Source organism: Kitasatospora sp. NPDC057542 (genome assembly GCF_042801945.1).
Lineage (GTDB): Bacteria > Actinomycetota > Actinomycetes > Streptomycetales > Streptomycetaceae > Kitasatospora.
The window spans coordinates 1-11,242 of record NZ_JBHVFE010000295.1 but is presented as its reverse complement, the minus strand read 5'-3'; the positions used below and the strand labels follow the sequence as shown (position 1 = coordinate 11,242).

The following is an 11,242-nucleotide window of genomic DNA, read 5'->3' as shown; positions in this document are numbered from 1 at the left end:
CACGGGCGCGGTGCCCCCGCCCACTACGGGGTGGTCGCACCAGGGGGCGCTTGGCAAGGCGTCGACCGCCCGCCGCTGAACCGGGAGCGCCGGCGCGGAACGATCACGTCGGCGGCGTGTCGCGCTGGGCGGCCAGTGTGAGCGTGAAGTTCCACCCTGCGGTTGGACACCGATTCGCCGGCAGGCGGCACAGGTCTGGTGGGCGGGCCATGGGCTCGCTCGATCATGTCCCCGGCCCGGGTAGCCGTGAAGTTCACTGCCTGCGCTGACCGAATTCGCGTCACCAACCGGCGAAGGTGTTCTTCAGCAGCGCCGCCCGGTCCGCCTGAGCGCCGGTCTGCGGGAGCGTGATCGCCGAGAGCGAGGCGATCACGCCGGTGACGAACCGGAGCGGTCCGGCTCGGGGACGGGGAGTCTGGATGCACGCCCTTCGAACGCCTCGGCGAATCACCCCGAGTTCCGGGCGTCCCCGGCGCGTGTGCCCTGACAGGAAGTACCCGCAGGGGCTGCCCGGGAGCCGTGCGCCTCGGCTCAGGTGAAGGCGATGACGAGCACGGCGGTCGCCAGCAGGAGGACAACCGTCAACGCCGGCGCACTGGGGCACCCGCCGGGCTCGGAGGTGACGGCGACCGTCGAGACGATGGGGACCGTCGGCGAGAGGACGACCGCCAACCACGCCACGGTACCGGTGGGAACCCTGGCCCACGGCGGCTCACCGGGTGGAGAGGACGGGGTCCTCCGCGATACGGAGCGCGCGGCGTGCCGCACGGTCGCCTCGCCTTCGCCGTGCGGACAGAAACCGATCGGTACGTCTCCTCGGCCTGGGTGGAGCAGGACTTCGGCAGGATCCGGCGGGAGTTCACGCCGGCGTATGACCGGTGCGCGACTGCGCCGCCGTGGGCTCTCCCGACTGCGGCAGGAAGGGATGTCGGTGAGCGCCGGGAAGGTGGTCGTGGTGTGGCTCAGTTGAGGACGACGGGGTGGCCGGTGAGGTGGACGCCGGCCTGGCGCAGTTCGTGGAGGGCTGCGGTGGTGGTGTCGGTGGCGACGCCCGCGGTGTAGTCGAGCAGGACGCGGACGGTGAATCCGGCTCGTGCGCCGTCGAGGGCGGTGGCCTTGACGCAGTGGTCGGTGGCGATGCCGACGACGTCGACATGGGTGACGTCCCGGGCGCGCAGCCAGTCGGCGAGCGGGGTGCCGGTTTCGGTGGAGCCTTCGAAGCCGCTCTTGGAGGCGGAGTGCGCGCCTTTGTAGAAGACCTCGTCGACGGTCCCGGACTGGGCGGTGGGGGCGAAGTGCGGGTGGAACTCGCTGCCGTCGCTGCCGACGACGCAGTGCACGGGGAAGGAGTTGCGGAAGTCCGGGTGGTCGGAGAAGTGGCCGCCGGGGTCGATGTGGTGGTCGCGGGTGGCGACGATGTGCGTGTACGTGGTGCCGGCGGTGCGCCGGGTGAGGTCGGCGATGGCGCGGGCGCGGTCGGCTCCGCCCTTGACCGGGACGCTGCCGCCCTCGCAGAAGTCCTTCTGCACGTCGACGACGATCAGTGCGCGGTGCATGGCGTAACCCTTCCCGGCGGAAACCCGTGTTCCTGATCCGTGCCCCGTCGGCGACAGGACGGTCGCGCTCCGGGCGCATGGTTCACCCGACCGCCGGGCGTCCCGCTTCGCCGCCGGCTACGGGCGCCGCCACTGTGCCGTCGAGTAGTGCGTCGGCACTGCTGTGTGTGGGGGGACCAGGAGGCACCTCCCCGGCACGGGCTGGTCGCCTGGGACGGCAACACCGCAGCGAGGCACAAGACGAGGCGGCTGGAGGGCACGACCGGGCTGGACGCGGCCGGCAGGTGCTTGGGATGGCCCGCTCGGAGATGGGCGGTACCGCGGACGGGGGTCGGCCGCACGGGCGCGCCGCACGCGATGGCGGTCAACGAGACCGTGCTCGCCTTCGTCCTGGGCGGCACCGCACCGGGTGCCGCGGGTGGGGTCGGCGCCGTGCGCTCCCGGTCGACCGAGACCGAGCTCCTGCTGCCGGGCGGGAAGCGCAAGGTGCGCCCGGACGGTGTGTGGCAGGCCCCGGAGATCGGGGTGCCGGTGCTCATGGTCGAGGCGACCGCTCCACCATGGCACCGGCCCGGGTCGCCGCGAAGTTCACCGGCTACCGCTTCACCAGCGCGCTCGCCCAGGGCCACCGGAACTGCTTCGGCAGCCCGCCCACCATCTCGTGCAGCGTTCTTCGGGCTATTGCCGACCGCGCACTCCGGCCGCTCCCGCCAGCCGGAACTGAGCGATTCGTAGGCCGGGAACAGGCTCGACAGTGCCGATCCGGGAGAAGCCGTGACGCTCGTAGAGCTCCACGGCCGGGCGGTTGTCGGCACCGGTACTCACCAGAACGGCCCGGCCCGGAACCATCTCGGTCGTAAGGTGCTGCAGGAGCCTGGAAGCCAGCCCGCGACGGAACCACGGCGGATCGACGCACACCCGGTCGATGTCGACCGCATCCTCCTCGTCGAGCTCCTGCCAGGCGATGAACGCCACGACCCGGCCATCGACCGTTGCCCCCAGCCACCGCAGCGGCTGGACGCGCATCTCCTCCAAACTCTCGCCCAGAGCGGGGATACCGGCGAAGCCGATCAGCTCCGCCTCGACTGCGTAGGCACGGTGGCCGATCCCGTGCACGGCTGCCGCGACCGCATCGTCCAGCAAGGACAGCTCGCCGATCACGAGTCCGGGAATCCGGGTCGACGACTGGCCTGGGCGCGGGAGCGGCTTGGTGTAGCAGCGGCTGAGCTGCTTGTCCTGATAGGGCGGGCAGTCGGAGATGGGGGTGTAGCCGGCGCGGGTGTAGAGAGCGATGGCTTCGGGCTGGTGGACTCCGGCTTTCAGGCGGATCTCGGGGTGTCCGAGAGCGGCGGCGGTGCGTTCGGCCTCGGCGAGCAGTCGGGTGGCGATGCCGTGTCCGCGGGCGTCGGGTGTGACGTACAGGCGCGTGAGCTCGGCCGCGCCGTCGGGGCGCGGCTGGACGGCGCAGCAGCCGACGGGTCGGCCGTCGGTCTGTGCCAGCAGGAAGCGGATGTCGGGGTGGGGGCGGGCGTCACCGGTGCAGGGCTCGTCGGGGTGGCGCGCGGCGAGGCCGGCGTCGAGGTCGCGGACCAGTTGCAGGACTCTCGGGTCGTCGGGTGCGGCCTGGGTGATGGTCAGGTCGTGGGTGGTCACAGGCTGTGGTGCCTTTCGAGGATGAGGTCCACCTGGGTTCGCAGGGCGCGCCGTTGGAAGATCCGATGGGTAGGCGTCGGGGTCGGTCACGGCGGTGAGGTCCGGGCCGTCCAGGCAGGCGACCAGCGCAGGAACCCGTGATCGCGGGTTCGACGTTCGTGGAGGAGTTCGGGGTCGGTACGGGTGACGAGTCGCAAGGGCGATCAGACCGTGTCGACCGGTCGTCGACCACGACTGGCCTGGGCTTGGAGGAAGGTGCGGGCTTCGCCGAGGTCACGGAAGCGGGCGAAGACGCGTACCGGGCCGGTGGTGGAGTGGAGGTGCGGCCTTGCCAGTCCCGTATCGGCGCAGCCCCCGGTAGGTGCGAACGGCCGGGGGCTGCGCCGTACGGGGGTGGCGGGGTCCGGTCTCCAGTCGTACCGGAAGGGCCGGGGGCACTTCGGCGCTTAGCGCGGCGGGTCGACCTTCTCGACCGGGCCGAAGTCGCGGAAGGTGCCGTGGGTGCGCACCTGGATGCCCCGCAGCTCGGTCTTCCGGTCGTAGCGGACGGTGCGGCCCTGGGCGTCGATCCACTGGTCGAGCTGGAAGCTCTCCACGCCCTTGCCCTTGAGGATCTTGTACTGCTCGGGCTCCACGGCCTTCATCGGCTCCAGGCCGACCGTGCCGGAGAGGTGGTAGCACGGCGTGCCCTCGCAGTCCTCCATCCCCGTGCGTGCGGACGGACCGAGGGCCAGCAGCGCCTTGGCGTAGCCGTGGTAGTCGGGGATCCGGTCACCGAGCGGGGAGGTGCGCCAGCTGCTGCCGCTCTTGATGTAGGTGGTGCCGTCGTCGGTGACGACGACGGTCGGGCTGTCGCTCCCGCTGCCGATCACGTCGGTGCCACCCGCGCTCATGGACTCGGCGAGCCGGCCGGAGCGGACCGGCCCGTTGAGGTTCACCCGGGCCCTGGTGAGCGCGCTGATCGGGCCGCCTTCGGTCGTGAAGTCCTGGGTGGCCGCGTACGGCGTCTTCTCCGCGAGTGCGAGCGCCTTCTCCGGGTCGATCACCCCGCCCTCCGTCGTGGCGACGGCGGTGGCGGTGGCGGTGGCGGTGGGCGTGGGCGTCGCGACGGCGGTGGGCGTCGGCGTGACGGTCGCCGTGGGCGTGGAGGCCGGCGCGGTCGAGGACGCGGCCGGCGCCGCGTCGTCGGTGCAGCCCACCAGAGCGACGAGGGAGACTGCCGCGGCGGCGACGGCGAGCACAGTGGAGCGGCGCATGATCAGGAGAACCCCCGGTCGAACGAAGAGACGGGGAATCCTGACACATCACCTGGTCCGGGATCGAACCTTTTTCTCGTCAGGGCCGGTCTCCTGACGGCGGATCGACACGACGCCCGCGTCCAGGTCGACCCGAGCCCCGGGCGGAGCACCGGCGTACTCGACGGGCGTCGCCCACCCGGTGGGCGATGCGACGAGACCGGGCCGGCACACCTGCCTGGGCGCCGTCCCGCTGCTCTGACCGGCCTCCTGGCCGAGTTCAGCCCACCCGGCCCGCTGCGCCGCGCCCGCAGTCTGGGCGCCTCGCTTCGAACACGGTCGCCGCAGGCAGCTGGGACGGGGCCTCGGCCCTGATCCCCGACTGGCGCCCTACCTGGGCGGGGGCCAAATACGACAAAACCTCACCCAAGGTCATGGCCTATGCCATACCGTCATCACACGGATACGGAGCGAAGGAGGCGTCATGGCGCAACGAAAGCACTTGGAACAGGCCAAGGAATATACGGAACAGGCCAAGACCGCAGTGGACAAGGTCACCGACCCCGGGCACCGAGCAATCGCGCTGGCGCTCCTCGCGTTGACCGAAGCTGTGCTGGAGACCGGCTTCGACGTCGACCGCGTCGGCACCGAGGTCAACAAACTGCGCGACGACGTTCGCGATGTGCTGGCGGAGCGTTAGCAGGTCGACACGGAGTCCGGCTCGCGACCTCGGCGCCGGGGTCGGCCAACTGACGAGCACGGCCCTCCGATCAGCCGAGGAGGGCTTCGACACGGCCGAGGAGATCGGCCACTTGCCCCCATCCGCACGGATCGAGCCCAGCCCGTCGAGGCCATCCCCTCCGTCGTGTACGGCGGTGACCCGCGACCGCCGGAACCCGAGCCGCTGGCTGAGCCGCCTTTGGCATGAACCGCGGACCCACACCAACGCGGCACTGCGTGCCGCGAGCTGCCGGCAACGCAAGAGCGACCCACTCGGCGGTGCGAACACTCCGGTCCAGCCGGCAAACGACGCCTGACCTAAGCCGCGTTCGAATTCTGACCTGGGAGAACGTCGCTCAGAGGCTTGCAGGCAGACGCTCAGGGCCAGTCCTCGGTGATGGGAAACATGTCGGCGTACGGATTGGGTTCGCCGGTCTGTGGGTCCAGGCCGGCCAGAAGCCGTCGACGTTGCTCGCGCCAGCTGACGAACGTGTCCGTCTGGTTCCAGAGCGACGAATCGCCGAGTGGGCAGGCATCGAACCGGCCCAGCATCATGCGGGTGATGAACTGGACCATGCCGCAGTCGAACAGGGCCCACGGCGACTCGTTCCATGAGTGGTGCCGTCGCCAGGCTACGACTGGCCACTTGTCCGGATCGGGGTCGTTCATGAGCCAGGCCATCTCGTTGGCGTTCATTCCAGAGCCCCAGGGCAGTACGGCATCGGCACCGAGCGTCACGCCAGGGACCCCTCCGTCCTTGTCCCAGAGCCCCCGCAGGCAGGCCGTCATGCTGCCGATGTGAGACCCCTCCCACCCGCGTACGTCACTCGGCAACGGGGGCAGGATGACGAGCTCTCCGATGTCGCCCATGCCGTAGGTGTCCAGCAGTGCCTTGTAGTCGCTTGGAAGCTTGGTGCCCAGCAGAGCTTCGGCCGCAGCCCAGTCGATCCGTTCGCCGCCTGCGAGGTCTGCTGGTACAAGATCGAGCAATACGGCCAGGTCGGGATGAACGATGCCCATGGTGGATCCTCTTGGGGTTGGTGACCAGCCACCATAGTCGCGAGGGCTGACAGGGAGGGGGGACGTCTTGTCAGGAGCGGCCGAACCAGCGGCGCTTGGCCCGCGGCTGGGGTGCGGCGCCATTCGCCGGGGCCGTTGACGGGTCGTCGTACTCGCGGGAGATCACCTGGACCTGTCCCGACTCGACGTCGTGGCGCACCGTGTCCAGGCCCTGGCGGTCCAGTTGGGCGATGGTGTCGGCGTGGATGGTGGTGTTCAGGGCGAGCATCCCGACCTTCGGGTGCCTGCGGCCGAGCTTCACCTCCTCGCCGAGCAGGATCTGCATCAGGCGGTCGGCGGAGGCCGAGGGCAGGTCCTCGTCCACGGCGACGTGCAGGATCAGGTGTTCCTCGCCGCCGGCCCGCCACCGGGCGTGCGCCACCCACACCGAGCGGACGGCGGGGAACTCGCGGATCCGCCGGACCAGCGCGTCGCGCAGGGCGACCGCCACCGGGTCGGTGGACCAGTCGAGCTTCATTTCCGCCCCGGGCCCGTGGGTCGCCCAGTGCCGCAGCACCTGCTCGGGAAAGATCGCCTGCCCGTTTCCGGAGCGGACCCCGAGTACGGCGACGCCGGTCTTCTCCAGGATGTCCCTCAGCCGCGCCGCGTCGCAGTGCACCATCCCGGCGGCCGCCGGCAGCAGCCGCGCGCCGAGCGCCGCGTCGGTGAACCCGAGCAGCGTGGGCGGCTGCTCGTCGTCGGGGAGGAACATCACCGATCCGGTGTCGGTGACGGGAACGAACACCCCGCCCTCGAACAGCGCGGCGAGCACCGCCTCCGGCGCAGGCTCGTGCCCGTCCGTACGGCGGTCGAGAAGGTCGGCGAGGCGCACGTTCGGATGCTCGATCACGCGTGCAGCGTAGTGCCCGGACTGCCGCCCCGACCCACTCGCTGATCCGTGGGGGGAGGTCCACCTCCTCCACACCTCCACGAGAAGCTTCGCCCACCCTGGCCGCGCCCGGCGTGAGCTGGTTCAGGGGGGCTGTCGGGCCGGCTCGGGCTGCGCCGTCCCGTGCCGTGCCCGCACCCGATTCTGCCGGGCCGTCATCATCGGTGTCGCGGTCGACCTGTGCGGCTGCGCGGGAGGCGGTCCGAGGCCGTCTGATGCAGGCTGGCTGCATGGGTGTTACGGGTGCGGACGGCGGAAGGGCAGGGAACTCCGTGGCCGAAAGCGACGCGGCGCTGTCGGGGTGTGTTGCGCTGGTGACGGGTGCGTCCAGCGGTATCGGGGCTGCCACGGCCCTGGCGCTGGCCCGGGAGGGGGCGGCAGTGGCGCTGGTGGCCCGCAGCACCGAAAGGCTGCAGGAGCTGGCAGACACGATCCGGGCCCATGGCGGCTCGTGCGCCGTCATCAGCGCCGATCTGCGTGACACCGCACGGGCCCGGGACACCGTCGAGGAGGCCGCCGAGCGCTTGGGGCGGCTGGACGTGCTGGTGAACAACGCCGGTTACGTTGCGATGGGGGATGTCGAGGAGGTCGGCGCCGAGGAGGTCGACCGGATGGTCGACCTCAACCTGACGGCCGTCCTGCACCTGTCGCAGGCGGCGTTGCCGCACCTGCTGCGTGCCGCGGCGGGCGGCCCGCGCAAGGTCGCCGACCTGGTCAACGTCAGCTCGGCTGCGGGCCGCGTGGTGCGCCGCGGCAACGGCGTGTACTCGGCGACGAAGCACGCGGTGTGCGCGTTCAGCGAGGTCCTGCGCCAGGAGGTGACCCGGCGCGGTGTCCGGGTGGGCGTGATCGAGCCAGGACTGACCTCGACGCACATGGCGACCGGTCCCGGACTCGCCTCGGCCCGCGGCATGGCACAGGAGTCCTGGCTGCGGGCCGAGGACATCGCCCGCTCCATCGTCTTCATGGTCACCCAGCCCCCGCACGCCGCGGTCAACGAGATCATGGTGCGCCCGACGGCCCAGGAGCACTGAACCCCACCCCGCAGCAGCTGACCGGACGGCGTCCGCTGCTGGGGTTGCCGGCCTCGTGCTCGCTGCCCGCCGCTGCGCCCTGGCCGATCGACGGCAACACTGCCGCCCGGCACAAGACCTGGAGACCGGAAGGCACGGCCGGACTGGACGCCGCCGGGCAGGTTCTCGGGATGGTCCGCTCGGAGATGGGCTCCACGGCCCGGGGCGCCGCCCCTCCGGGCATCGACGTCCCGCGCCCCGGCATCGACCGGTGGCGTGGAACCGGGCCCTGGGTGCGGGCGTCCGTCCTTCACGACGGCAGCCGGTGATCACGGTTGCCGGCCGCCCCTGGAAGGAGCACCGTGACGGACGGTACGTCGGAGAGCGCGTCGCCCGCTGGCAGAGGCCGTTGGCGTCTCGCCGCGCTGATCGGGTGCGGGGTGCTGCTGCTGGGCCCGGCCGCGCTCGCGGTGGTGCGGCTGTTCGGGTGGGACGACGGCACGGTGTGGGCCCTGCCGATGGCCGGGCTGCCGTACGCGGCGCTGCTCAGCGTGCTGCTGCTGGCGGCGGTGGCGGTGCTGCGCGAACGGTGGCTGACCGGGGCCGCGGCCGTGCTGGTGGTGCTGCAACTGTGGTGGCTGGTACCCCGGCTCGTCCCGGACGGGGCCGACGCCCCGGCCGACGCGCCCCGGCTGCGGGTGGCGACCAGCAACAACTTCATGGGGCAGGTCTCGCCGAAGTCCCTGGTCGACCTGGTACGCGACCAGCGGATCGACGTGCTCGCGGTCGAGGAGCAGAGCGACTCCGCCGCCGACACGCTGGACGCGGCCGGCATCCGCGCCCTGCTGCCGCACCGCGAGCGGCCGGCCGGCACCGACACCGCGCTCTACACCCGGCTGCCCGTCAGCTCCGTCGCCGACCCTGCCTGGCCGACCACCAACCTGACCGTCGAGGTCGGCGGCCGCCCGGTGCAGCTGGTCGCCGTGCACACCTACTACCCGCTCGGCGATGCCCGCCGCTGGGCCGAGGGACTGCACGACCTGCGCGCCGCCGCGCCCGGGCGCACCCGCAACGCGGTCCTGCTGGGCGACTTCAACGCGACCCTCGACCACAAGCCGATGCGCGACCTGATCGGCACCGGCCTGGCCGACACCCACGAGGAACTCGGCGCGGGCCTCTTCCCGACCTGGCCCCAGGACCACCCCGACTACCGCGTCCCGGCCGTGATCCAGATCGACCACGTCCTGCACGGGCCCGCGCTGACCGCCGTCGACGTCGCCGAGCACGCCCTGCCGCGCAGCGACCACCGTGCCGTGGTGGCCGAACTCGCCGTCCTGCGCTGAACGCGGAACGCGGGGAGCCGGGGGCGGCCCCACACCGTCCCCGGCTCCTCTCCCTGCTCCCGGCCCTCCCGGCCCCCGGCCCCACGGCCGCCGGGGGGCCCGTCCGCTCCCCGGCGGGCGTGATCAGGCCGTAGCGCCCGTCGTAGCGGTGGTGCAGGACGTCCGGCCGGTCGCGTCGGTGCGGGCCGGCGCCGCGGCCGCGCCCGGGCTGTTCGGATCCACCGACAGCGCAACCACGTCGAGCGGTGTCGCTCCGCTCACGAGAATGGGTTCCGGCTCGGATTCCGGCGATGGTCGGGGTCATGGCCGACCACGGGCACCTCGACGGGGAAGGGCACGGCGGGGACACCCCCGAGGAACGCACCCCGCTCGTCCTGCGCTGGTCGCCGACCCAGCCGTTGAACGCCTGGCCCGACGAGGCGCTCCGCACGAATTGCTCGAACTGACCCTCGTGGAGCAAGAATACGTTCGGCGTGATTCGAGTCGGAAAGGTAGCAGATGAGCAGAATCCCGGTAGAGATCGACACCCCGGACATCATGGTCGATCTGGACGTGCTCGAACGGAACATCGAGCGCATGGCAGCCGCACTACGGGCCAAGGGCCTGCGGCTGCGCCCTCACGCCAAGACCCACAAGATGCCGGAGATCGCCGCGCGGCAGCTCGCGGCGGGGGCCGTCGGGCTGACGGTGGCGACCATCGGGGAGGCCGAGGTCTTCGCCGAGCACGGCGCCACCGACCTCTTCATCGCCTATCCGCTCTGGATCGGGCCCCGGCACGCCGAGCGCCTGCGCCGGCTCGGCACCAGGGCGAGGATCGCGATCGGAACGGACTCCGTCGAAGCCGCAGAGGCGGCTGGCCGCCACCTCGGGGCCGCGGCCGGCGACATCGAGGTCATGGTGGAGATCGACAGCGGGCACCACCGCAGCGGCGTCCACCCGGAACAGGCCGTGGCGGTGGCCCGGGCAGCGGCCCGTGCCGGCCTGCGCGTCGGGGGAGTGTTCACCTTCCCGGGCCACGGCTACGCACCGGGGATGCCGGCGAAGGCGGCCGAGGAAGAGCAGCAGGCCCTCGGGCGGGCCGCCGAACTGCTTGCCGCCGCAGGTTTCGAGGTCACGCGGGTGAGCGGCGGATCCACCCCGACTGCGGAGCTGACCGGGACCTCGGCGGTCACCGAGGCGCGGCCGGGCGTCTACGTGTTCGGCGACGCCCAGCAGCTCGAACTCGGACGGTGCACCATGGCGGACATCGCGCTGACGGTCGCGGCGACCGTCGTCAGCAGGCACGAGGGAGACGACACCACGCCCCGGAGGCTCGTCCTGGACGCGGGCAGCAAGGTCCTCGGCGGAGACCGACCCGCCTGGGCGACGGGCTTCGGCCGGCTCATGGACCACCCGGAAGCCCGCATCACGGCGCTGTCCGAGCACCACGCCACCGTGCTCTGGCCCGACGACAGCGACCTGCCCGCGCTCGGCGAGCGGCTGCGCGTGGTTCCCAACCACGTCTGCGTCGCGGTGAACCTCGTCGACGACGTCGCCGTGGTCAGCGGCGGCACGATGGTGGACCGCTGGCGCGTGGCCGCCCGCGGCAGGAACGCCTGACCGAGGCGCCCTGCGGACCCGCGGCGTGCATCGATCAGCCGCACGCCATCGGGGGACCTGTCCAGGAGGAGAGCGCCGCCACCTCCACAGACCCGACGACCGTCGAGCACCCTGCGGGGCCCGCACGATCCGGCACGTTCGACCTGGGGCCGGCCGTGGCCTGCGAGGCCACGAC

11 protein-coding genes are annotated in these 11,242 nt (G+C 72.0%); 5 read left to right on the top strand and 6 right to left on the bottom strand.

What is annotated here, in order from left to right:
* Positions 1 to 531: 531 nt before the first annotated feature.
* The 4 genes from ACFU7Y_RS29640 to ACFU7Y_RS29625 all read right to left on the bottom strand — a co-directional run bounded on the left by ACFU7Y_RS29640 (position 532) and on the right by ACFU7Y_RS29625 (position 4,465).
* Positions 532 to 672 (bottom strand): hypothetical protein, encoded by a 141-nt coding sequence (locus ACFU7Y_RS29640; RefSeq protein WP_380770241.1) that lies wholly within the window; start codon positions 670 to 672, stop codon positions 532 to 534.
* A 290-nt stretch (positions 673 to 962) separates the two neighbouring features.
* On the bottom strand, positions 963 to 1,556 hold the full coding sequence (locus ACFU7Y_RS29635) for an isochorismatase family protein (protein WP_224277266.1): 594 nt from the start codon (positions 1,554 to 1,556) through the stop codon (positions 963 to 965).
* Between the two features lie 678 nt (positions 1,557 to 2,234).
* Positions 2,235 to 3,299, bottom strand: a complete 1,065-nt coding sequence (locus ACFU7Y_RS29630) for a GNAT family N-acetyltransferase (protein ID WP_224277268.1) — start codon at positions 3,297 to 3,299, stop codon at positions 2,235 to 2,237.
* A 356-nt stretch (positions 3,300 to 3,655) separates the two neighbouring features.
* Positions 3,656 to 4,465 carry a hypothetical protein gene (locus ACFU7Y_RS29625; protein ID WP_380770240.1) on the bottom strand — a complete coding sequence of 270 codons (810 nt, stop codon included), beginning with the start codon at positions 4,463 to 4,465 and terminating at the stop codon, positions 3,656 to 3,658.
* 463 nt (positions 4,466 to 4,928) lie between these two features.
* Between ACFU7Y_RS29625 and ACFU7Y_RS29620 the strand changes: the two genes are divergently transcribed.
* Entirely contained in the window at positions 4,929 to 5,144 is a 216-nt protein-coding gene (locus ACFU7Y_RS29620; RefSeq protein WP_224277272.1) for a hypothetical protein, read from the top strand.
* 398 nt (positions 5,145 to 5,542) lie between these two features.
* On the opposite strand, the gene ACFU7Y_RS29615 is transcribed toward ACFU7Y_RS29620, so the two are convergent.
* Positions 5,543 to 6,184 (bottom strand): SMI1/KNR4 family protein, encoded by a 642-nt coding sequence (locus tag ACFU7Y_RS29615; RefSeq protein ID WP_224277274.1) that lies wholly within the window; start codon positions 6,182 to 6,184, stop codon positions 5,543 to 5,545.
* A gap of 70 nt (positions 6,185 to 6,254) precedes the next feature.
* Entirely contained in the window at positions 6,255 to 7,073 is an 819-nt protein-coding gene (locus ACFU7Y_RS29610; RefSeq protein ID WP_380770239.1) for a hypothetical protein, read from the bottom strand.
* 311 nt (positions 7,074 to 7,384) lie between these two features.
* Here ACFU7Y_RS29610 and ACFU7Y_RS29605 point away from each other — a divergent pair, with 311 nt between their 5' ends.
* From ACFU7Y_RS29605 to ACFU7Y_RS29590, 4 genes are all read left to right on the top strand, one after another.
* Positions 7,385 to 8,146, top strand: a complete 762-nt coding sequence (locus ACFU7Y_RS29605) for an SDR family oxidoreductase (RefSeq protein WP_380770238.1) — start codon at positions 7,385 to 7,387, stop codon at positions 8,144 to 8,146.
* A gap of 341 nt (positions 8,147 to 8,487) precedes the next feature.
* Positions 8,488 to 9,468 (top strand): endonuclease/exonuclease/phosphatase family protein, encoded by a 981-nt coding sequence (locus tag ACFU7Y_RS29600; protein ID WP_224277280.1) that lies wholly within the window; start codon positions 8,488 to 8,490, stop codon positions 9,466 to 9,468.
* Between the two features lie 302 nt (positions 9,469 to 9,770).
* The gene (locus ACFU7Y_RS29595) at positions 9,771 to 9,914 is read left to right on the top strand and encodes a hypothetical protein (protein WP_224277282.1); all 144 of its coding nucleotides are present in this window, start codon (positions 9,771 to 9,773) and stop codon (positions 9,912 to 9,914) included.
* A 52-nt stretch (positions 9,915 to 9,966) separates the two neighbouring features.
* Positions 9,967 to 11,067: a D-TA family PLP-dependent enzyme gene (locus ACFU7Y_RS29590; protein ID WP_224277284.1), complete on the top strand. Its 1,101-nt coding sequence runs from the start codon at positions 9,967 to 9,969 to the stop codon at positions 11,065 to 11,067.
* Positions 11,068 to 11,242: the final 175 nt, after the last annotated feature.